Raw genomic sequence first — 20,556 nt, forward strand, 5'->3', positions numbered from 1 at the left:
GGTAAGCAGCAACCGAAAAGCGGTTTAGTCCGAAACCAGCCAGAGTTTCGCCTTAATCAGTCATTCGTGGGAAGACGACGCAGTAACGCTCGGTCTTCGTCGCGCATCCTTGTTTTGCGTAGTTCGGACGGCGTGATGCCGAAGAATTGCTTGAACTTGTCGGTAAAGCGCGACTGGGACTGGTAACCGCACCTTTCCGCAACCCGTCCGATTGGCTCAAATGTTGTTTGCACCAGGTGCAGGCCATGGCCCAGCCTTGCCCGATCCTTGATCGCCTGCAAAGTAGTGCCTTCCGCTGCCAGCTTGCGACGCAGGGTGGACTCGCTGAGCGCGAGACGGGATGCAAGAACGTCGGCACCCATCTCAATGCCGAATTCCACGCAAATCATGCTGTGCAGGCGATGGCTAAGGCTGGGCGGTTCCATGACAGCGCTGACCTGGACATGGCCCAGGTGGTAAATCAGCTGAAGAATCTCACGCCGGCGCGCAGCCCATATCGCCTGCGGCGCGAAGGCGGCCCATTCAACGAACTGCTGCAAGGTCTTTTCAAATACCGGGCCTATCTCGCCCTGCACAAACGGCACGGTCCTGGCGGCCTTCGGCGGCAGGCAATCGAAATCATCGTGTTCGAACTCCACGATCAGCGCCAGGTATTCCCCATCCCCGGGGATATTGCGCATATTGATGCTGGGGTGGTTCGACAGCACGATAAAGCTGCCGCGCGGACAAACAATCTCGCCCTTGCTGCCCAAGCGCTTGCTGCCGTCGAGCACGCAGATCAGCATCGGCCTGATGATCGGCACATTGACGATCTTCTGCTCCTTGACCGACGAATACACCGAGAACGGCAGAACCCGCCCTGCCCCTTGCAGCGTCCTCGCTGCATGGATTAGCGCTTGCTGGTTCCATTCATGGCTGAGGCGCTGACGGCCTTTCATTCGCACCGTTGATCCTGTTCTCGCTGCGCCAGAAGATAGCTTCTTTGGACTGGCGTCTTCAGCGCAAGTTGATGCTCGTCCAGGAATGCAGCGAGGCGCTGCTCGTTTGCCACACTCCCAATGAACCTTGAGCGCGCACTGTCAACGGCGACAGGTTCCCGGCATGCCGAACATACAAGGTAGGACTTGGACAGGAATGGAATCGTCTTGATCGTAAAGAACGACACCCACTCCGTCTCTTTCCAATGCTCCCACATACGCGTGCGCTGGCAGCGATAGCAATGACAGGTAAGCGCCTGGCCGACCTCTTTTCGTTCCTTGACCCAGCCAAACATGATGAACACTACTTCTTCCTTTGTAATTCTGCGAAGGCGGAAGAATGCCATTGCCGATGACGGCCAAATCTATTCAATAGTCACCATCCAACAAATTACCCAACGAAACCAAGACCTGGCCTACTTGATCAGGTACCTGGTCTGGCTGGCAATCAGCGTGGCGCCGCAGGCAGTGGTATCGCCGTCGCGGGCAGTTGGCTTGCCGTCGGTGATGTAGGTTTCGCTGCCGCTGTTGATGGTGGTTTCGCTTGGATGCAACGGGCAACTCACCGTATCGCCCAGCCGCGCCACCCCCTTGCCGTCGACGACAAAGTTGGAGCTGCCGGTCTTGACCTCCCCGCCATGCGACGTCTTATCTCCAATGCGAATCACTGGACGACTCATCCTGCTACCCTTCCTGATAATCTATTTTTTTCCAACGAGCTTGACGCAGTATTGCGCAGCCTTGCGCGCCTCCGCTGAAGGCAACGCAGCGATGGCCTCATCGAATTGCTGACGGACGGGCACCTTGGTGCCCACGCTCATGAAAATGGCCAGCTCCCCGCCAAACTCCGGGTCAAAGTAAGTCGAGCAGGACGATTGGTCCATCAAGGCCCCGCAGGCCGAAACTGCCGCAATCTCCTCTATGGCCTTGGGGTCGATGCGCTTGGAGGAAATCGGCTTGCCGATCCATTTATCCTTGCCCCAGACAGTGTCGAAGCGCTGACGCAGGATTTCCCCGACCTTGTTGACATCCTCTTCCGCAGGCACGCCGTTCGGCCCGGCCACGCAACGCAGCCCACCATTGGAATACCCCTCGCCCGCGAATGCCTGTGCAACCCCGCAGCCGAGCAAAATCGCCAGGCCAGCCTGTGTCAATACCGTCTTGTGCACTATTTTTTTCCGACAAGCTTGACGCAGTACTGGGCGGCTTTTCGTGCTTCGACCGATGGCAATGCCGCGATAGCTTCATCAAACTGTTTGCGGATCGGTGCTTTGCTGCCCAAAGCGGTAAACACCGTAAGGTTGCCACCGAATTCGGGATCAAAGAAGTTCGAGCATGCAGAACGGTCCAACATGGCAGCGCAACCTGCGATGCTTGCAATCTCTTCCATCGCCTTCGGGTCAATACGCTTGGTTGGAAGCGTCTGATACACCCAATCCTTGCCCCAGATGGCGCTGAAACGCTGGTCCAGGCTTGCGCTGACCTTTTTCACCTCTTCGCCAGGCTCGCCGCCGCGTGTACAGCTCAAGCCAAACGGCGAATAGTTCTCTCCTGCAAATGCTGGCGCAAACTGGAACGCGGCCAACAGCGTCAAGCCGGCCTTCAGAACTATTTTCATATTTCGCATCTCTTACTCCAAATACCAAATTCCCGTTACCTTGAACCGGACCTTGTAACTGCCGCTCACAGGCGAAACCATCGTGATGTAATCCGTACGATAGCATGGGTCAATTTCATTAAAGTCGCTGACGAAACCTCCCGCATGCTTGATCTCGATATGCCCGGAGATTACTTTGCCAGCGCTGGTAACCTGCTTCTCAATTGGGGCGTATATGACGATCGAGCCGTACGGCGCGGTTTTAAGATTGATTCCCGGCGTCGTTTCCAACAGATTCTTGAAGCCATTCTTTGCTAGAACCGGCCCAAAGTCCTTGGCATGCTCGCAACTTGGGTACTTGAAGTACCCTGCGGCCACCAGAGCTCTTTTTACATACATCAAGCAGTAGTGGATGGATTTAGGATGCTTATGTTTCATTGCATGAGCAATTGCAATCTCAATCCTGCTCGATGCTGCCGGTTTGATGACGGTCGCTTCCGGATGCTTTGATTCAGCGCTACGATCTTCTTTCACGACCGGCTTGGTTGCAGCCGGCGACGCCGCGGCCGGAGGGGTAGCGGGCTTATTGGAAGCCGCTGCTTGCGCACCGCCCGTTGCACCGGCAGAGCCGGCCGGCTTCGTCGGTGCAGATGCCGCCGCTGCTGGCGCTGCCGGTTGTGCTGGCTTGGCATGCTGCTGCGCCGGCTTGCCTTTAGTATCAGGTACTTTCAGCATCTGGTGAGGATGCAGCAGGTATGGCTTGTCGATGTTGTTCATCTTGGCCAGGACCTGGTAGGTCGTGCCGTAAAGGCGCGCGATGGACGAAAGCGTCTGGCCCTTTTTCACCTCGTGCATGCCTGGGGTCTTGGGCGCTGCAGCCTTGTCCTCGTGCAGGTGAGTCTTCACCGGTACGCGCTCTTTCGGCGCGACGATCGTCCAGCTGGAGTTCAGTTTGTCGATCGCAAGCTGGCCGAGTTCCTTGAACTCATCGGTCGTTTTCTGGATGAAGACGGTCAGCGGCCCGAAGTCAGGCGACGCAAGGAAGGTCGGCAGCAAGCCATGCTCGTTGGACTTCATGATCTTCGACTTGCCGTTCTGCTCCACCCGAATGGTCGCATCGGCAATCGGACTGCCGGCTGCGTCGACAATGCTCAGCGCATGGCCGACGTCGAGCGCCTTTTCGTAGAGATCGGCCAGCTTGGCAAATTTTCCGGTAGCCAGGCCCTCTCCGCCATAATTGCCGCTCGGGCCATCATGGTGGTATTTGTAGCACCAGACATCAGGCTTCTTCCGCTTCTTGGCCAGCGCCTCGTTGTCAAGGAAATGCTCCAACAAGGCCTTGACGTTGGCATTCGTGTCAAATCGATTGCTATTGTCCAGGCCATAGAAGTTGCCGGTTTTGTTGACGAACTGGCCCAGGCTGCTGGCCGAGGTGGTGCCGGCAGCGGCATCGGGATTGAAGCCCGATTCGATTTTAGCCGTCGCCAGCAGCAAAGCCGTGCGGCGCACGTTCAGGCCTTTGGCCTTGGCAGCGGCGATCAGCTTGTCAATCACCTGCTTTTGCACGGCAAGCGATGCATCGCCCCAGATGCGGGAATTACCGGCCAGCCTGCCCGGGCTGTGGTCGACCGGCTCCTTGTAATGCGAGTACGACTTCACTTGCTCGTCTTTGTACGCCGCGCCCTTCTTCTGGGTGTAAAAGACGTTGTAATCAATGGCCATTCAACGCACTCTCGATATAAACGTCGAACAGGCTGCCCTGCCCTATCTTCTTCACTTTCTTGTCGAAGGCGGTTTTCACCGCTTCGCCCACCGCGGGGTTCTTTTTCTTGTCGCGATTGGAGCCGATCAGGTTGCCGTCCCAGCTATACACGTCGGCCCATTCGCATTGCGCGCAATTGCCGCCGTTCGACATCGAAACCACGATGACTTTCTCTTTGGCGGGCGTTTCGGCACAGACGACATCACCGACCTTGTCAGCGATGATTGGATAGGAATCGCCAGTCTGCAACGGCTCCGCCTTGAATGACTGGCCGCCGAGCTCACGCCCGCTGGCGCCGTCGCTAATGCTCAGGCGCTGGCTGGTGCAGGACAAGCCAGGATAGCCCACTTCCTTGTAGCAGCTTGCTTTCAGCTCGATCTTGCGGTCAACGCACTGCAGCGCCGCGACGCGCTGGCGCAACGCCGGCTTGGATTCGGCCAGCGCGGCCTGTACCAGGCAGGCGGACAACAACAAACCCAGGATCAAATTGTTTTTCATTATGAGGCCTCACGAACAGGTGGAATTGAATTTGGTGCGTCTTCTTCCGGACGCAAATCGGCTGGCGGCGCGTCCAGCTCAATCAGGTCAAGGTCGGACAGCGACAACGCATCGAGGTCGTCGTCAATGCCGAAGCAGCCGGACGTGGCGCGCTCCATCACTTTGGCCATGTCGCGCACGCGCTTGGCGGCGGCTTCTTCGAAGATCGACGACACGTCGCGCGGCAGTTCGCCATCGCCGCGCCAGTCGCGCGTGACCATGGCCACCAGCCTCGCGGCTGAATGGTTGACCTTGCGTTCGACCAGGTCGACCAAGCCTTCCTGCGCCGCCTGCACCATGCGCTCCGTGCCGAGTCCAATAACCGCATCCTTCATATTGTCGCTGCGCTTCAGGATGTGCACGATGGTCGAAGGCGGCATGCCGATCTTCTGGCCCAGCAGCGCCAGCGCTTCGGCGCGGATATCGATTTCGCCGTCAGGCATGAACAGCTTTTTCGCATGTTCCACCGAAATCTGCGTCTTCGACGCCAGCACGCCAACACCAACCGGCGTCTTTACCTTCTCGGTCAACGCATCATCTACTTCCTCGTCCATCTCAGGGTCGTGCTTGACGTCTTCCAGGAATTCCCACTTACCGTTATTGCGGTCGATCTCGACCTGCAGTTCCTCCATGTCCTCGGTGAACACGCGCGCCGTCTTGCCTTCCTCATCCAGCTTGCCGGACTGCAGCACGGAGCCATCCTTCGCCAGGATCTTGTAGGCGTAGCCGGCCGCCGCCCCCGCCGCCAGGTACAGCGCATCGCGCAGCACCACCTGCTGGCTGAACTTGCCGACGTTCATCTTGCCCCAGAATTCGGTCACCGGCGCCGACTTCACCGAGCCCTGGTTCACCACCTTGGCTGCGCCCAGTTCAAGAGTGCCGGCGATTTCGTGGGTTTCCTTGGCGCCCTTGATCAGGATCTCGCCGCTTTCGGTCAGGACGATGCTGCCGCCCTTGGTCTTCAGCACGATATCGCCGGTCTTGGCCTCGAAGACCATGCCTTTTTGCGACACGGTTTCGACCTTCCCGTCCTGCACGTGCAGGTAATGGTTGCCGTGGCTGATGGCGGTCACCATGCTGCCGCGCTCGACGTGCTGCTGGATGCCCTTGGCCGAGCTGAACGACATCTGTTCGCCGGACGTCATGTCGACATTGCCCGCGGCGTAGCAGCCCAGGTCTTCACCGGCTGCATGCACGATGCTCTTCGGCGTACTGGCGGCCACGCCGTCCGGCGCGGAAATGAAGACCAGCGGCTTGGTCAGCGACCAGGCGTTTTCGTTCAGCGCCTTCTGGTTCTTCAGGCCACGGTGCGAGTTTTTCTGCTCGCCGCGCTGCTCGGTCGCCATCTCGGCCGCCTGGCTGCGCATGGTTGCGCTGTCCAGCACGGCGCGCAAGGTGTCGGCGCCCTCGGTATTGTCCTGCTGGGTAGTACCGCTATCCTGCACCGGCTGGCCCCAGGCCGTGACCAGCACGCCCTTGGCGGCGCGCACTGCGCCCCAGCCATCGGTACGCAGCTCGAAGCCTTCACCGCGGTGGTCCTTGCGGCCGGAGGTGTCGAGCACGCGCGTCAGGTAGCCCAGGTTAAGCTGGCTGCGGTGATGGTCGGAGGACAGCACGGCCTGGATCTGGCCAGCCGTATCGTCCATCAGCAGGTGGTTGTTGCGGCCGCCGGCGCCGCCGGCGCCCTTCAGCTCCCGGCTGCGGATGCCGGACAGCGCATGCTGGTGCGGCAGTTCCCAGGGCGACATGTTCTCGCCGTTATAGACGCGGCCCGTGATGATGGGACGGTCCGGATTCGAGTCCAGCCACTGTACGATGACTTCCTGTCCGATGCGCGGCAAGGAAATGCCGCCAAAATTGCCGCCCGCCCAGCTCGAGGCAACCCGCACCCAGGCCGAACTCTGCTCGTCATGCGTGCCAACGCGGTCCCAATGGAACTGCACGCGCACGCGGCCATGTTCGTCGGTATGGACTTCCTGCCCGGAAGGGCCGACCACGATGGCGGTCTGCGGGCCATGGATCCTGGCCTGTTCGCTGTTAAAACCGCGCCCCGGACGCCAGTGCACCGTCTTGCGTATGCAGGTCAGCTGGTTGCTGTATTCGGAAATCCCTTCGGACTGCTGAAGATAGTTGTTAGTGGCGGAATGGTGCACGCTGATCACCACGAATTCGAGCTTGTCGTCCGAAGCGCCGTGCGCATCCGCGGAAAAATGCTCGGAAAGGCGGAACCAGCGGCCCGGCATCAGGTAGCGGCTGTTGCCCTTGGCCTCGATATGCTTGCCGCGGCTTTCAATTTCCTCCATCCGCAGCAAGGCCAGCGCTTCCGCATCCTTGCGGTTCCGCACGCCGTACGCGCCGGCATACTCATAGCTCTCCATCGACAGCACATCGCCCTGCTGGTTCAGCGTGGGCAGGTCGACATGGCTTGGTACCGGCTGTTTGAAGTCGAACGCCGACAGCGCCACCTTGCTGGAAACGATGCTGCGCACCGGCGACCAGTCGCCGATGCCGTCTTCTTCGGCCGCGCCTCCGTGGCGCTGGAAACGCACGCCAGGATTGCCGCCGTCAATCGGTGCGGCCTGGCTGGAATCGTCCGACAGCACCAGCGTGTGGCCGCGTTCACTATGTTCGTACCAATAATGCCAGCCCGCCGCTTCCCAGCGCCGGTGCAGGTAGTTGTAATCGGTCTCATCGAACTGGCAGGCCATGGTCATGGCCTCGTCAGCGCCCTGCACGCGGCAGCTCCAATCGGGATGCGTGCCGTAGTCGGCAAACACCTCTTCCGACTGCTGGCGCAGGGTCTTGCCGTGGAAAAGGTAATTGTCGCGCCGCAGCTTCAGGTAGGCCAGCCAGGGCCGCAGGACCATCGAATAGAAGGCGATGGCGCCATCGGTCTTCACCAGGCGGAATTCGAATACGTAGCCGTTGAAGTAGCGCATGCTGCCATCGCCGCGCACCAGCGAAATGGTGACGAGCTTGCCTTGCACGTCCTTCAGCGCAATGCTGGCATCTTCGGCCAGCACCTCCACGGTATATTCGAAATCGCGCGACAGGCCCTCGTCCGCTTCCAGCCGGTTTGCCAGCAGCAGGGAATGCGGGCCGTCGTTATTGGGGAACGACAGGCGCAGGATACGATTGTTTTGCCGTCCAAACGGCAGCTCGGATAAGATTTGCGACAGGCTACGCATGCGGAATTTCCTCGGACTGCTCTCGGCAATCCCTCACTAGTTACAAATAATGCAAGTTTCCGCGTGGAATTATAGCAGCGCTCGACCTGCGCACGATTGAATCTTTGTAATATTTTTTGACAACTTCCAAGTTTCCACAGCGGACTAGCCCAGCCGAAAGTCGGCAGGTGATGCTTGATAGAGGCTGTCAACCTTCGCCATCCATCTGCGGGCAAGCTCCGGCGGAGCATAAGCATCATAGGCATCGGCGATCGCATAAAGTTCAGCCGGATCGTCGCCCAGCATACGCACCAATACCAGGATCAGCGCGAGCCTCCATCGAGATACGTAGACGTACCTGTACGCCGGTTGCTTCCGGCGCAAGGCATCGAACACAAAATCAGCGCCTCAAGCTTGGTGAAGTGGACGAAAGAGCCTGCAGTAACTGTCAGCAATCCAGCTCGGGCATCAAAGTCGAGAGGGAATTCAATTATGCCATGCGCGAAAGGCCTTCGGAACCGGTGCCCCGTTTTCGCGTATTTGTAGCCGAGCTCCGTCATACGTGGCACAAGCAGGTCCAGCACGCGCTTTGAAGGTGGTGTCGATGCGATCATAATATTTGCCCTGTCAGACCGCTGGATCATAACTTGCCAGATGCAAGCAAAGTCTCACCAAAGGTAACAAAAAAGCCGCCGGGCTTTCGCACCGGCGGCTTTTCTTGTCAGCTTGGCTGATTACTGTGCAGCGGCAGCAGCTTCTTCAGCGGCAGCTTTCATCGACAGTTTCAGGCGGCCACGCTCGTCGGTCTCGAGGACCTTCACGCGCACTTGCTGGCCTTCTTTCAGGTAGTCGGCCACGGCGTTCACACGCTCGTTGGCGATCTGCGAGATGTGCAGCAGGCCGTCCTTGCCAGGCATGACCTGGACGATGGCGCCGAAGTCCAGCAGCTTCAGCACGGTACCGTCGTAGCACTTGCCCACTTCCACGGAAGCGGTCAGTTCTTCGATACGGCGCTTGGCTTCCTGGCCGGCAGCTGCGTCGACCGAAGCGATGGTGACGATGCCGTCGTCGCTGATGTCGATCTGGGTGCCGGTTTCTTCGGTCAGCGCGCGGATCACGGCGCCGCCCTTGCCGATCACGTCACGGATCTTCTCAGGGTTGATCTTGATGGTGATCAGGCGCGGAGCGAAGTCGGACAGTTCGGTCTTCACAGTCGGCATGGCCTTCTGCATTTCGCCCAGGATGTGCTGGCGGCCTTCTTTGGCCTGTGCCAGTGCAACCTGCATGATTTCCTTGGTGATGCCCTGGATCTTGATGTCCATCTGCAGCGCGGTAATGCCGTTGGCAGTACCAGCTACCTTGAAGTCCATGTCGCCCAGGTGGTCTTCATCGCCCAGGATGTCGGACAGCACGGCAAAGCGGCCGCCTTCCTTGATCAGGCCCATGGCGATACCGGCCACGTGCGCTTTCATCGGCACGCCGGCGTCCATCAGTGCCAGGCAGCCGCCGCAGACGGAAGCCATCGAAGAGGAACCATTGGATTCGGTGATTTCCGACACCAGGCGCACGGAGTACGAGAAGTCTTCCGGTGCCGGCAAAGCAGCAACCAGTGCACGCTTGGCCAAGCGGCCGTGGCCGATTTCGCGGCGCTTAGGCGTACCAACACGGCCGGTTTCGCCGGTGGCGAACGGAGGCATGTTGTAGTGCAGCATGAAGTCGTCCGTGTACTCGCCCATCAGCGCATCGATCTTCTGCGAATCGCGGGCGGTGCCCAGGGTCGCTACGACCAGTGCCTGGGTTTCGCCGCGGGTGAACAGGGCGGAACCGTGAGTGCGCGGCAGGACCGAGGTGCGGATCGAGATCGGACGCACGGTCTTGGTGTCGCGGCCGTCGATACGTGGCTCGCCTTGCAGGATCTGGGAACGAACAACCTTCGCTTCCATTTCGAACAGGATGTTGCCGACTTCGACCGAGTCAGGAGCGTCAGCACCGTGTGCGGCAGCTTCGGCAGCCAGGTCGGCCATCACTTCGGCCGACATGGCGCGCAGCTTGTCGGTACGGGCTTGCTTGTCCTTGGTCTGGTAAGCGGCGTTGATCTTCGCTTCGGCGAAGTGGGCAACGCGGCCGATCAGGGCTTCGTTCTTGGCAGGTGGAGTCCACACTTGCTCAGGCTTGCCGCCGTCGCGCACCAGTTCATGGATTGCGTCGATCACGGCCTTCATCTGCTCGTGGCCGTAGACGACGGCGCCCAGCATGATTTCTTCGGACAGCTGCTGCGCTTCCGATTCCACCATCAGCACGGCGGATTCGGTACCGGCGACCACCAGGTCCATCTGGGAGTCTTTGAGCTGGGAAGCGGTCGGGTTCAGGATGTACTGGCCGTTTTTGTAGCCGACGCGCGCAGCGCCGATCGGGCCGTTGAATGGCACACCGGAGACGCACAGGGCGGCGGACGCGCCAATCATGGAAGCGATGTCCGGATCGATCTCAGGATTCACGGACAGCACGTGTACGATCACCTGGACTTCGTTCATGTAGCCCTCTGGGAACAGAGGACGGATCGGACGGTCGATCAGGCGGGAAGTCAGGGTTTCTTTTTCAGAAGGACGGCCTTCGCGCTTGAAGAAGCCACCAGGGATCTTGCCCGCTGCGTAGGTCTTTTCCAGGTAGTCGACGGTCAGTGGGAAGAAGTCCTGGCCTGGTTTTGCGTCTTTACGCGCCACCACGGTTGCCAGTACGACGGTGTCATCCATCGATACCATTACCGCGCCGGATGCCTGGCGAGCGATTTCGCCGGTTTCCAGCGTCACGGTGTGTTGGCCGTACTGGAAGGTCTTCGTTACTTTGTTAAACATGGGTTTATCCCTCTTTCTCTTTAGCCGACAGATTTTCAGGAGCTGTCGTAGCACCTCACCACGGACGGCCAGGAGGCCGCCATACTGCTTTACTGCAATAAAACTAAGGGTTTAAAAAACCAAAATGCCTGCGGCAGCGAACTGGCGCAGGCATTTCTCGTTTAAACCTGGTAACGCAAGAATTACTTACGCAGGCCGAGTTTAGCGATCAGGTCGCGGTAACGGTTTGCGTCTTTGTTCTTCAGGTAGGACAGCAGGGACTTACGACGGTTAACCATCTTGATCAGGCCACGACGGGAGTGGTGATCCTTGGTGTGCTCTTTGAAGTGGGTGTTCAGTTCGTTGATGCGAGCGGTCAGCAGAGCAACTTGCACTTCTGGGGAGCCGGTGTCGTTTTGGCCACGAGCGTTGTCGGCGATGATGGCCGACTTGTTGATGTTTTCAACGGTCATTTTCTTACCTTTCACATGCGATGCACGGAGTCTTGGGAACCCTGCACATCGTGAATTACGTTTAATATAAAAATCCGGCCGGATGGCCAGACACGGGAGTATAACCGGAATAAGGGTCGAAAGCTACCGCCACACACGATCAGCCATGAAAACACCTCTTCGCGTTGCATTTTTGTCATTATTATTAAGCGCCTGCGCCGTCGCCCCACCCACTTGGCAACGCGGCAACGACAGCTTCAAGCCGATACAGCTCGGCGTGACCACCCAGGCCGACCTGCTGCGCCTGTACGGCCCGCCAGACGAGCGTACCTACCTGCAGCTGCGCGACCTGAATGTATGGAGCTACCGCTACAAGGAATCGGGCGTATGGGATTCGATGATGCACATCATGATGGACCGCCAGGGCGTGGTGCGCGAAACCATGAGCGGCCCCGACCTCGAAAAAGAAGAGCGCGGCTTCTTCCGTTAATCAGAACAAAAGCTGTTCGGGGAAGATGCCAAGTGCAGCCGCGACGCGTTCACGGGTAGCTTTGCGTGGCCGCGCAGAGGATTCCTGCTGTGCGAATGCAGGCTGTGAAATGCCGAGCCGTTCAGCCATCTCCTGCTGCGTCACCCCGAGATGCTCGCGCCAGGCGCGAATTGGACTCCAGCCATTCAGGACAATCATGCCGACGACTTCGTGCGGCATTGCCACCTCTTCTTCGTCCTTGCGCGAACGCAAGTAAGCTTCGTAAGGGATCACTGCGAACGCAGGGCGACCATCCGGGCCGTTTATGATCTGCACGTTAGTAGGCTTGTTCATCGCGCTTCTTCACTTCTTCAATGCTGACCACTCGCAGCCTGCCGTCAAAATCGAACAATATGCGGTAGCGCCCTGCCCGCAATCGAAATCCATACTGATGCGTTTTCAGGACAATCACATTCGCGCCCCACGGCAACGTCGCCAAAGCCCCGACTTCGCGCCAAATAAACACCTGGTCAGTCTTACCCAACTTTGAAAGCTGGCGTTTCGCCCTGGCTTGCCAGACTATCGCAATTGGGGTTGAGATCATTATAGGCTTTCGTTCAAAAAAACCTTATATCGTTGAACAAAAGCTTATATTGCAGACGACATTCCCTATTGCGCCGACTCAAGCCCCCCTCCGTTTGGTCGTGCCAGATACCGTATTTGTCGCCCTGCCACAAAATGAGATGAAACAAGTAGGCATTCGCGAGCATGATCAGGCCGCCAACCAGTCCTGCAGGGCTATAAAGGCCAACCAGACAGCCAAGGTAGCCGCTGAGATGGCTTGCAATGAGGGCGCGGCGCGCCGCCTGCCGTGCTGGCTGCTCCAGCATCAAGTTGAACCAGAAGAAGCACTTCAAATGGATTGGCAGGTCCCGCCAGTGATCCGAGCTTTTGTCGATCATAAATTTCTCCTGTTTTAAGGTGGAAACATCAACTTCGAACACGGCGGCAAGACATTTCAATGATTCCAGGCTGGCGTTTTGCCCGTTTTCGATCCGCTGAGTCGTGCGCACGTTGAGCCCGGACATTTGGGCCAATTGTTCCTGCGACAGGTTTCGGCTGATTCGGATTTGTTTCAGGATCACCCAGCCGACCACGACAAAAACCCGACATTCGCCCGAAAACAAACGGGCCACCCTTGGGCGGCCCGTTCAAGGATGGCGTTTCGCGCGATCTCAGTCCTTGATCTCCAGCGCGCGGTTCAGGCTGAGGGCGGCGAGCGAGCCGGCGGCACCGGACAGCAGGTACAGGCTGACATAGGCCAGGCCGAAGTGCGCCGACAGGCCCAGCGCGACCAGCGGGGCGAAGGCGGCGCCGACCAGCCAGGCCAGGTCCGACGTCAGCGCTGCGCCGCTATAGCGGAAGCGGGACTCGAAATTGGCGGTCACGGCGCCGGCTGCCTGGCCATACGACAGGCCCAGCAGCGCGAAGCCGAGCAGGATGAAGATGGTCTGCCCTGCGTCACCGCCCTGCATCAGCAGCGGAACAAAGCCGCTGAACACGCCGATCAGCACAGCCAGCGAGCCGAGCGTGCGGCGGCGGCCGATACGGTCAGCGATCCATCCCGATGCGACGATACAGGCTGCTGCGAGGAATGCGCCGCCAATCTGGATCACCAGGAACTCGCTGACCGAGCGCTCTGAATACAGCGTAATCCAGGACAGCGGGAATACGGTCACCAGGTGGAACAGCGCGTAGCTGGCCAGCGCTGCCAGGGCGCCAATCACCACGTTGCGGCCTTGCGTTTTGAACAACTCGCCAATATCGGTCGGCTGCAACTCACGCTCTTCCAGCAGGCGCGCGTATTCATTGGTGGATACCAGGCGCAGGCGGGCAAACAGCGCCACCACGTTGATCGCGAAAGCGACGTAGAACGGATAGCGCCACCCCCAGTCGAGGAAGTCTTCCGACGACAGGCTCGACAACAGGAAGGAGAACAGGCCCGCCGCGATGATGAAGCCGGTCGGCGCGCCGAGCTGGCCCAGCATCGCGTACCAGCCGCGCTTCTCTTTCGGTGCATTCAGGGCCAGCAGCGACGGCAGGCCGTCCCAGGAGCCGCCCAGGGCAATGCCCTGCCCGAAACGCAGCATGGCCAGCAAGGCCAGCGCGCCCAGGCCGCTTTGCCCGTAGGTCGGCAGGAAGGCCATGCCCGCTGTCGAGGCGCCCAGCAGGAACAGCGCCGCCGTCAGCTTGGTTTCGCGCCCGAACCGCAGCTGGATCGCCATGAAGGTCGCCGTCCCCAGCGGCCTTGCCAAAAATGCAAATGAGAAGATCACGAAGGAATACAGCATCCCGTCCAGCTTGGAGGCGAACGGGAAAAACACCGCCGGGAAGACCAGGACGGAGGCAATGGCATAAACAAAAAAGTCGAAATATTCGGAAGCCCGGCCAATCACCACGCCCACGGCAATTTCGCCGGGGGCAATGTGCTGGTCGCTCGAATCGGATGGCCGCATCGGAATACCGTGGGCTGGTGCGGACATACTCTGCATGGTTCAGTCTCCTGTTTCTCACCGGTTGAGAGATATCACCGGTGTTTATTACTGTTATCTAACCTGCTGGTAGGACAATATGTCCAATTTCGCGCCTTGTCCAGACCCCTCAAAATAGAAAGATTCTTGACTTAGGACATTGTTTCTTGCGCATGCCTATATTACTTCTCCTCCTCGCAGCCGTCTGCCTTTCAGGCTGCAATACCATCGTTATGAACCCCGCCGGTGACGTTGCCTCGCAACAGGCTCACCTGGTGACCATCTCGACCCTGCTCATGTTGCTGATCATCGTACCGGTGATCGCGCTGACTGTGCTGTTCGCTTGGCGTTACCGAAAAGGCAACACCAACGCCAAGTACACCCCGGACTGGGACCACTCGACCCAGCTCGAACTGGTGATCTGGGGCGCCCCGCTGATGATCATCATCGTCCTCGGCCTGCTGACCTGGATCAGCACCCACCTGCTGGATCCTTACCGTCCACTGAGCCGCATCGACGAAAAGCGTCCGCTGGCAGCCGACCACAAGCCGCTGGTGGTGCAAGTGGTGGCCATGGACTGGAAATGGCTGTTCATCTACCCGGAACAGGGCATCGCCACCGTCAACGAACTGGTGACCCCGATCGACACCCCGATCCGCTTCAAGATCACCGCGTCGACTGTGATGAACTCGTTCTACATCCCGGCGCTGGCCGGCCAGATCTACGCCATGCCGGGCATGGACACCACCCTGAATGCGGTGCTGAACAAGCCGGGCACCTATGAAGGCTTCTCCGCCAACTACAGCGGCGCGGGCTTCTCGCACATGCGCTTCAAGTACCACGGCGTGTCGACCGCCGACTTCGACGCCTGGGTCGCCAAGACCAAGGCTGGTGGCGGCAACCTGAACCGCGCCGACTACCTGGCCCTCGAAAAGCCAAGCGAGCGCGAACCTGTGCGCCGTTATGGCGCGGTTGAAGACGCGCTCTACACCGCGATCATCAACCGCTGCGTCGAACCTGGTTCGACCTGCGCCAGCCAGACCATGGCTGACGATGCCGCCCGTGTACGCGCCGTGGCCGCCAAGAAGGAAATGGAAGCGCGCATCTGCACGCCAAGCGATACCTACGCTGAAGCCAAGCAGGTCGCCCTCGTATCTACTCCTCGCAAGAACTGAATATGGAAAACCAAACCACCCTCCACCCGCTGCTGGGCCGGCTGAGCTTGGACGCGATCCCGTACCATGAGCCGATCCTGGTCGCCACCTTCACCATGGTGGTCCTGGGCGGCCTGGCCGTCATGGGCGCCATGACCAAATACCGCCTGTGGGGCCCGCTGTGGCGCGACTGGGTCACCAGCATCGACCACAAGAAAATCGGCATCATGTACATGATCCTGGGCCTGGTCATGCTGCTGCGCGGCTTCGCCGACGCGCTGATGATGCGCCTGCAGCAGGCCATCGCTTTCGGCGACCAGATGGGCTACCTGCCTCCGCACCACTACGACCAGATCTTCACCGCCCACGGCGTGATCATGATCTTCTTCGTGGCGATGCCTTTCGTGACCGGCTTGATGAACTACGTGGTGCCGCTGCAGATCGGCGCGCGCGACGTGGCCTTCCCGTTCCTGAACAACTTCTCCTTCTGGATGACCGCATTCGGCGGCGGCCTGACCATGGTCTCGCTGTTCGTCGGCGAATACGCGAAAACCGGCTGGCTGGCTTACCCGCCGCTGTCCGGCATCCTGGCCAGCCCTGACGTCGGGGTGGATTACTACATCTGGTCCCTGCAGGTGGCGGGGGTCGGGACATTGCTCTCAGGGGTCAACCTGATCGCGACCATCGTCAAGATGCGCGCGCCAGGCATGAAGCTGATGAAGATGCCTGTCTTCACCTGGACTTCGCTGTGCACCAACGTGCTGATCGTGGTGACCTTCCCTGTACTGACCGCCGTGCTGGCCATGCTGTCGCTGGACCGCACCTTCGGTACCCACTTCTTCACCAGCGATTTCGGCGGCGATTCCATGCTGTACGTGAACCTGATCTGGATCTGGGGCCACCCTGAGGTGTACATCCTGGTGCTGCCGGTGTTCGGCGTGTTCTCGGAAATCGTGTCGACCTTCTCCGGCAAGCGCCTGTTCGGCTACGCCTCGATGGTGTACGCGACCGTGGTGATCACCATCCTGTCCTACCTGGTATGGCTGCACCACTTCTTCACCATGGGCTCCGGCGCCAGCGTGAACTCCTTCTTCGGCATCACGACGATGATCATTTCGATCCCGACCGGCGCCAAGATCTTCAACTGGCTGTTCACCATGTACCGCGGCCGCATCCGCTTCGAACTGCCGATGATGTGGACCATCGCCTTCATGATCACCTTCGTGATCGGTGGCATGACCGGCGTGCTGCTGGCTGTTCCTCCTGCGGACTTCGTGCTGCACAACTCGCTGTTCCTGATCGCCCACTTCCACAACGTGATCATCGGCGGCGTAGTGTTCGGCGTGTTCGCTGCGATTAACTACTGGTTCCCGAAGGCCTTCGGCTACAAGCTGGACGTGTTCTGGGGCAAAGTCTCCTTCTGGTGCTGGGTGGTCGGCTTCTACCTCGCCTTCATGCCGCTGTACGTGCTGGGCCTGATGGGCGTGACCCGCCGCATGAGCCACTTCGAAGATCCTTCGCTGCAGATCTGGTTCCAGGTGGCTGCCGTGGGCGCCGTCCTGATCGCCGGCGGTATCGGCTCCATGCTGATCCAGTTCTACGTGTCGTTCCGCCGCCGCGCTGCCCTGCGCGACGTGACCGGCGATCCGTGGGATGGCCGTACCCTGGAGTGGTCGACCTCGTCCCCTCCACCGGACTACAACTTCGCGTTCACCCCGCGCGTGTATGACAACGACACCTGGACCGACATGAAGCGCAAGAACTACCTGCGCCCGGTGAAAGACTTCGTGGCGATCCACATGCCGAAGAACACCGCTGCCGGCTTCGTCATCGCCGGCCTGAGCGCCGCGACCGGCTTCGCCCTGGTCTGGCAGATGTGGATCTTCGCTGTGCTCGGCCTGGTGGCCACCGTGGGCGCCGCGATCATCCATACCTTTAACTACAAGCGCGATTACTACATCCCGGCCGAAGAAGTCGTTGTGACCGAAGCCGAGCGCACCCGTACCCTGGAGGCCGCCAATGTCTGAAATGGTTCTTGATCCTGCCAAGGCAGGTGCGCACGGCGCGCAGGACGACATGCCGTTCCACGTCCGTGAACACCACCCGGAGAACGGCACCCTGCTGGGCTTCTGGATTTACCTGATGAGCGATTGCCTGATCTTCGCCGTCCTGTTCATCGCTTACGCTGTCCTGGGCCGCAACTTTGCGGGCGGCCCGTCCGGCGCCGAGCTGTTCGACCTGCCGCTGGTGGCCCTGAACACCGGCTTCCTGCTGCTGTCGTCGATCACTTACGGCTTCGCCATGCTGGCGTCCCAGCGCGCCAAGCTGGGCACCACCCTGGCGTGGCTGGCGGTCACCGGCCTGTTCGGCCTGGGCTTCCTCAGCCTGGAAATGTTCGAGTTCGTTCACCTGATCCATGAAGGCGCCGGCCCGCAGCGCAGCGCGTTCCTGACCTCGTTCTTCGCGCTGGTCGGCACCCACGGCCTGCACGTGACCTTCGGCGTGATCTGGCTCGTTACCCTGATGGTCCAGCTGAACCGCCACGGCCTGACCGAAGCCAACACCCGCCGCCTGATGTGCCTGTCGATGTTCTGGCACTTCCTGGACGTGATCTGGATCGGCGTCTTCACCTTTGTCTACCTGATGGGAGTCCTGCCATGAGCGCACACCACGACCACGAACACGGCCATGGCCACGGCGCGCACGGCGACGGCCATGACCACGGCAGCCTGAAAAGCTATGCGATCGGCTTCATCCTGTCGGTGATCCTGACCGCGATTCCGTTCTGGCTCGTCATGGGCCACGTGATCAAGGATTCGAGCACCACCGCCTTCGTCATCCTCGGCTTCGCAGCAGTGCAGATCGTGGTTCACATGATCTACTTCCTGCACATGAACTCGCGTTCGGAAGGCGGCTGGAGCTTGCTGGCACTGATCTTCACCATCGTCCTGGTCGTCATCGTGCTGACCGGCTCGATCTGGGTCATGTACCACCTGAACCACAACATGATGCCGTCCATGGGTCCGGCCGGCAGCTCCTCCGTGCAGCAAATGCACGACATGCCTTGAGCCAAGCGCGCACCGCCTCCCCGCGGGCGCGCCTGTTCTGGGCCGCCGGGATCTCGCTCGCCTGTGCGGTATTCCTGGCGCTCGGGACCTGGCAGCTGTTTCGCATGCAGTGGAAGCACGAGCTGATCGCCCGCGTCAACCAGCGGGCGCACGCGGCTCCTGTTGCAGCTCCCTCCCCTTCCGAATGGCCGTCCCTCACGGCCGACAATGCCGAATACCGGCACGTGCAAGTTTCCGGCACCCTGCTGCTCGATCGCAGCACCCTGGTGCAGGCATCCACCCAGCTCGGCCCCGGTTTCTGGGTCATGACGCCGCTGCAAACCGCCGCTGGCGACATCGTATTCGTCAACCGCGGCTATGTCGCCGACCGCAAGACGGGCGTCGGCTCCGGCACTGCTGCTGCCGAAGTCACCGGCCTGCTGCGCATGAGCCAGGCCGACGGCGACCTGCTGCGCAAGAACGATCCTGCCGGCCAGCGCTGGTATTCGCGCGACGTGCAAGCCATGGCCGCGGCCAGCGGCCTGTCCCAGGTCGCCCCCTACTTCATCGATGCCGACGCCAGCCCCGCCCCACAGGCCGCGCAGCCCGTCGGCGGCCTCACCGTGATCACTTTCCGTGATAATCATCTGGTATACGCATTAACTTGGTATGCTCTAGCGTTGATGATCATCGGGCGAACATGGCAAATCACTCGGAAAACACGGCGGAACCTGGCGGAATGATGTCCTTGTCCCTCGCGGCGGGCGTCGGCGATACTACTGGCCACAAAAACATGCTGTACCTGATCCGGCTGCGCTGGATTGCGGTACTGGGCCAGATCACGACCATCGCTGGCGTTACCCTTGGCCTTGGCCTCAACCTGCCGATGCCGCAGATGCTGACGGTGCTGGCCTGCCTGATCGCCTTCAACATCGGCAGCCATTTGCGCTGGCACGAAAACCCGATCGTCACCAATAACGAAATGCTCCTGGCGCTACTGGTCGACGTGGCCAGCCTGACGGCGCAGCTGCATTTCAGCGGCGGCACCACCAATCCCTTCGCCTTCCTCTACCTGCTGCAGGTGATCCTGTCGGCCGTGCTGCTCGACGCCTGGGCTGCCTGGACCATTGTCGGCATCACCGGCGCCTGCCTGGGCGGCCTGGCCCTGTTCTCCAAGCCCCTGCCCCTGCTGCTGGAGGATGAAAGCGCGTTTGCCCACCTGTATGTGGTGGGCATGATTATCTGCTTCCTGCTGAACGCCGGCCTGCTGGTTATTCTGATCAAGCGCATCACCGGCAACCTGCGCGAACGCGACGCGCACCTGGCCGACCTGCGCCAGCGCGCTGCGGAGGAAGACCATATCGTGCGCATGGGCCTTCTGGCGTCGGGCGCAGCCCATGAACTGGGCACGCCAATGGCAACCATGTCGGTCCTGCTGGGCGACTGGAAGCGCATGCCCGAATTTACCGGGAATGCAATCCTGCAGGAAGAAATCGAAGAGATGCAAACCCAGCTCCAGCGCTGCAAGACCATCGTCACCGGCATCCTCCTGTCGGCCGGCGAGCTGCGTGGCGAATCGTCTGCCAAGACCACGCTGCGCGCCTTCCTTGGCGAGCTGCTGGACGAATGGCGCAGCAACCGCCCGGTGATGGCATTCGAGTTCGATGACCGCTTGCCGAGCGACCTGCCGGTTGTCTTTGAATCGGCACTCAAGCAGACGATTTTCAATTTGCTCGATAACGCGCTGGAAGCCTCGCCGCGATGGGTCAAGCTGGAGGCTTCGGCCGATGACGACGTACTGAAACTGGCCGTAAGCGACCGCGGTCCCGGTTTCGCGCCGGCGATGCTGGCGCAATTCGGCAAGCCCTACCAGTCGAGCAAGGGCCGGCCCGGCAGCGGGCTGGGACTGTTCCTGGTCGTGAATGTCATTCGCACGCTGGGCGGCACCGTCGAAGCGCGCAATCTCGAACAAGGCGCGCTGGTCGAGCTGCGCCTGCCGCTGTCGGCAATCGCCCTGGAATAGGAGAAG

General features: G+C 60.1%; 22 protein-coding genes. 7 read left to right on the plus strand and 15 right to left on the minus strand.

Going from position 1 to position 20,556, the window contains the following annotated elements; all coding sequences use genetic code 11:
* Positions 1 to 56: 56 nt before the first annotated feature.
* From ACN9MY_RS22500 to rpsO, 11 genes are all read right to left on the minus strand, one after another.
* On the minus strand, positions 57 to 938 hold the full coding sequence (locus tag ACN9MY_RS22500; RefSeq protein WP_426162844.1) for a helix-turn-helix transcriptional regulator: 882 nt from the start codon (positions 936 to 938) through the stop codon (positions 57 to 59).
* Positions 935 to 1,282, minus strand: a complete 348-nt coding sequence (locus tag ACN9MY_RS22505) for a hypothetical protein (protein WP_426336180.1) — start codon at positions 1,280 to 1,282, stop codon at positions 935 to 937. Before ACN9MY_RS22505 ends, ACN9MY_RS22500 begins: the two co-directional genes overlap by 4 nt.
* A gap of 111 nt (positions 1,283 to 1,393) precedes the next feature.
* Positions 1,394 to 1,657 (minus strand): PAAR domain-containing protein, encoded by a 264-nt coding sequence (locus tag ACN9MY_RS22510; RefSeq protein ID WP_426162848.1) that lies wholly within the window; start codon positions 1,655 to 1,657, stop codon positions 1,394 to 1,396.
* 21 nt (positions 1,658 to 1,678) lie between these two features.
* Positions 1,679 to 2,146: a hypothetical protein gene (locus ACN9MY_RS22515; protein ID WP_426318677.1), complete on the minus strand. Its 468-nt coding sequence runs from the start codon at positions 2,144 to 2,146 to the stop codon at positions 1,679 to 1,681.
* Positions 2,146 to 2,604 (minus strand): hypothetical protein, encoded by a 459-nt coding sequence (locus ACN9MY_RS22520; protein WP_426162852.1) that lies wholly within the window; start codon positions 2,602 to 2,604, stop codon positions 2,146 to 2,148. Before ACN9MY_RS22520 ends, ACN9MY_RS22515 begins: the two co-directional genes overlap by 1 nt.
* 3 nt (positions 2,605 to 2,607) lie before the next feature.
* Positions 2,608 to 4,296, minus strand: coding sequence for a LysM peptidoglycan-binding domain-containing protein (locus tag ACN9MY_RS22525; protein ID WP_426318678.1), 1,689 nt, complete (start codon positions 4,294 to 4,296; stop codon positions 2,608 to 2,610).
* A complete protein-coding gene (locus ACN9MY_RS22530) occupies positions 4,286 to 4,834 on the minus strand; it encodes a hypothetical protein (RefSeq protein ID WP_426162856.1) in 549 nt (182 codons plus the stop codon). The genes ACN9MY_RS22525 and ACN9MY_RS22530 overlap by 11 nt, the downstream gene beginning before the upstream one ends.
* Positions 4,834 to 8,061, minus strand: a complete 3,228-nt coding sequence (locus ACN9MY_RS22535; protein ID WP_426318679.1) for a type VI secretion system Vgr family protein — start codon at positions 8,059 to 8,061, stop codon at positions 4,834 to 4,836. The genes ACN9MY_RS22530 and ACN9MY_RS22535 overlap by 1 nt, the downstream gene beginning before the upstream one ends.
* Positions 8,062 to 8,205: 144 nt before the next feature.
* Positions 8,206 to 8,436 (minus strand): hypothetical protein, encoded by a 231-nt coding sequence (locus ACN9MY_RS22540; RefSeq protein WP_426318680.1) that lies wholly within the window; start codon positions 8,434 to 8,436, stop codon positions 8,206 to 8,208.
* A gap of 338 nt (positions 8,437 to 8,774) precedes the next feature.
* Positions 8,775 to 10,895: a polyribonucleotide nucleotidyltransferase gene (pnp, locus tag ACN9MY_RS22545; RefSeq protein ID WP_426162862.1), complete on the minus strand. Its 2,121-nt coding sequence runs from the start codon at positions 10,893 to 10,895 to the stop codon at positions 8,775 to 8,777.
* A 182-nt stretch (positions 10,896 to 11,077) separates the two neighbouring features.
* Entirely contained in the window at positions 11,078 to 11,347 is a 270-nt protein-coding gene (gene rpsO, locus ACN9MY_RS22550) for a 30S ribosomal protein S15 (protein ID WP_130311226.1), read from the minus strand.
* 172 nt (positions 11,348 to 11,519) lie between these two features.
* On the opposite strand from rpsO, the gene ACN9MY_RS22555 reads away from it, so the two are divergent.
* Positions 11,520 to 11,816 (plus strand): hypothetical protein, encoded by a 297-nt coding sequence (locus ACN9MY_RS22555; RefSeq protein WP_426318681.1) that lies wholly within the window; start codon positions 11,520 to 11,522, stop codon positions 11,814 to 11,816.
* On the opposite strand, the gene ACN9MY_RS22560 is transcribed toward ACN9MY_RS22555, so the two are convergent.
* From ACN9MY_RS22560 to ACN9MY_RS22575, 4 genes are read right to left on the minus strand one after another with little or no spacing between them, the layout of a single operon-like run.
* A complete protein-coding gene (locus ACN9MY_RS22560) occupies positions 11,817 to 12,149 on the minus strand; it encodes a helix-turn-helix domain-containing protein (protein WP_426318682.1) in 333 nt (110 codons plus the stop codon).
* The gene (locus ACN9MY_RS22565; protein ID WP_426318683.1) at positions 12,133 to 12,399 is read right to left on the minus strand and encodes a type II toxin-antitoxin system RelE family toxin; all 267 of its coding nucleotides are present in this window, start codon (positions 12,397 to 12,399) and stop codon (positions 12,133 to 12,135) included. The genes ACN9MY_RS22560 and ACN9MY_RS22565 overlap by 17 nt, the downstream gene beginning before the upstream one ends.
* Before the next feature lie 13 nt (positions 12,400 to 12,412).
* Entirely contained in the window at positions 12,413 to 12,991 is a 579-nt protein-coding gene (locus ACN9MY_RS22570) for a helix-turn-helix domain-containing protein (protein ID WP_426318684.1), read from the minus strand.
* A 39-nt stretch (positions 12,992 to 13,030) separates the two neighbouring features.
* The gene (locus ACN9MY_RS22575; RefSeq protein ID WP_426323828.1) at positions 13,031 to 14,338 is read right to left on the minus strand and encodes an MFS transporter; all 1,308 of its coding nucleotides are present in this window, start codon (positions 14,336 to 14,338) and stop codon (positions 13,031 to 13,033) included.
* Positions 14,339 to 14,559: 221 nt separating this feature from the next.
* On the opposite strand from ACN9MY_RS22575, the gene cyoA reads away from it, so the two are divergent.
* From cyoA to ACN9MY_RS22605, 6 genes are read left to right on the plus strand one after another with little or no spacing between them, the layout of a single operon-like run.
* Entirely contained in the window at positions 14,560 to 15,501 is a 942-nt protein-coding gene (cyoA, locus tag ACN9MY_RS22580; RefSeq protein WP_426162872.1) for a ubiquinol oxidase subunit II, read from the plus strand.
* Between the two features lie 2 nt (positions 15,502 to 15,503).
* Complete coding sequence (gene cyoB, locus ACN9MY_RS22585) at positions 15,504 to 17,507, plus strand: cytochrome o ubiquinol oxidase subunit I (protein ID WP_426318685.1); 2,004 nt, start codon at positions 15,504 to 15,506, stop codon at positions 17,505 to 17,507.
* Between the two features lie 49 nt (positions 17,508 to 17,556).
* A complete protein-coding gene (cyoC, locus tag ACN9MY_RS22590; protein ID WP_426172271.1) occupies positions 17,557 to 18,141 on the plus strand; it encodes a cytochrome o ubiquinol oxidase subunit III in 585 nt (194 codons plus the stop codon).
* Positions 18,138 to 18,548 (plus strand): cytochrome o ubiquinol oxidase subunit IV, encoded by a 411-nt coding sequence (gene cyoD, locus ACN9MY_RS22595; RefSeq protein ID WP_130311219.1) that lies wholly within the window; start codon positions 18,138 to 18,140, stop codon positions 18,546 to 18,548. The genes cyoC and cyoD overlap by 4 nt, the downstream gene beginning before the upstream one ends.
* Positions 18,545 to 19,270, plus strand: a complete 726-nt coding sequence (locus tag ACN9MY_RS22600; RefSeq protein WP_426318686.1) for an SURF1 family protein — start codon at positions 18,545 to 18,547, stop codon at positions 19,268 to 19,270. Before cyoD ends, ACN9MY_RS22600 begins: the two co-directional genes overlap by 4 nt.
* On the plus strand, positions 19,267 to 20,550 hold the full coding sequence (locus tag ACN9MY_RS22605; RefSeq protein ID WP_426162880.1) for an ATP-binding protein: 1,284 nt from the start codon (positions 19,267 to 19,269) through the stop codon (positions 20,548 to 20,550). Before ACN9MY_RS22600 ends, ACN9MY_RS22605 begins: the two co-directional genes overlap by 4 nt.
* Positions 20,551 to 20,556 lie beyond the last annotated feature (6 nt).

It is taken from the genome of Pseudoduganella sp. R-31 (assembly GCF_049913235.1).
GTDB lineage: Bacteria > Pseudomonadota > Gammaproteobacteria > Burkholderiales > Burkholderiaceae_D > Rugamonas.

Coding starts and splice junctions, on each gene's coding strand:
- ACN9MY_RS22500 (WP_426162844.1), bottom strand. CDS start 938: ATGAAAGGCCGTCAGCGCCTCAGCCATGAATGGAACCAGCAAGCGCTA.
- ACN9MY_RS22510 (WP_426162848.1), bottom strand. CDS start 1,657: ATGAGTCGTCCAGTGATTCGCATTGGAGATAAGACGTCGCATGGCGGG.
- ACN9MY_RS22520 (WP_426162852.1), bottom strand. CDS start 2,604: ATGCGAAATATGAAAATAGTTCTGAAGGCCGGCTTGACGCTGTTGGCC.
- ACN9MY_RS22525 (WP_426318678.1), bottom strand. CDS start 4,296: ATGGCCATTGATTACAACGTCTTTTACACCCAGAAGAAGGGCGCGGCG.
- ACN9MY_RS22530 (WP_426162856.1), bottom strand. CDS start 4,834: ATGAAAAACAATTTGATCCTGGGTTTGTTGTTGTCCGCCTGCCTGGTA.
- ACN9MY_RS22535 (WP_426318679.1), bottom strand. CDS start 8,061: ATGCGTAGCCTGTCGCAAATCTTATCCGAGCTGCCGTTTGGACGGCAA.
- pnp (WP_426162862.1), bottom strand. CDS start 10,895: ATGTTTAACAAAGTAACGAAGACCTTCCAGTACGGCCAACACACCGTG.
- rpsO (WP_130311226.1), bottom strand. CDS start 11,347: ATGACCGTTGAAAACATCAACAAGTCGGCCATCATCGCCGACAACGCT.
- ACN9MY_RS22560 (WP_426318682.1), bottom strand. CDS start 12,149: ATGAACAAGCCTACTAACGTGCAGATCATAAACGGCCCGGATGGTCGC.
- ACN9MY_RS22565 (WP_426318683.1), bottom strand. CDS start 12,399: ATGATCTCAACCCCAATTGCGATAGTCTGGCAAGCCAGGGCGAAACGC.
- ACN9MY_RS22575 (WP_426323828.1), bottom strand. CDS start 14,338: ATGTCCGCACCAGCCCACGGTATTCCGATGCGGCCATCCGATTCGAGC.
- cyoA (WP_426162872.1), top strand. CDS start 14,560: ATGAACCCCGCCGGTGACGTTGCCTCGCAACAGGCTCACCTGGTGACC.
- cyoB (WP_426318685.1), top strand. CDS start 15,504: ATGGAAAACCAAACCACCCTCCACCCGCTGCTGGGCCGGCTGAGCTTG.
- cyoC (WP_426172271.1), top strand. CDS start 17,557: ATGCCGTTCCACGTCCGTGAACACCACCCGGAGAACGGCACCCTGCTG.
- cyoD (WP_130311219.1), top strand. CDS start 18,138: ATGAGCGCACACCACGACCACGAACACGGCCATGGCCACGGCGCGCAC.
- ACN9MY_RS22605 (WP_426162880.1), top strand. CDS start 19,267: ATGATGTCCTTGTCCCTCGCGGCGGGCGTCGGCGATACTACTGGCCAC.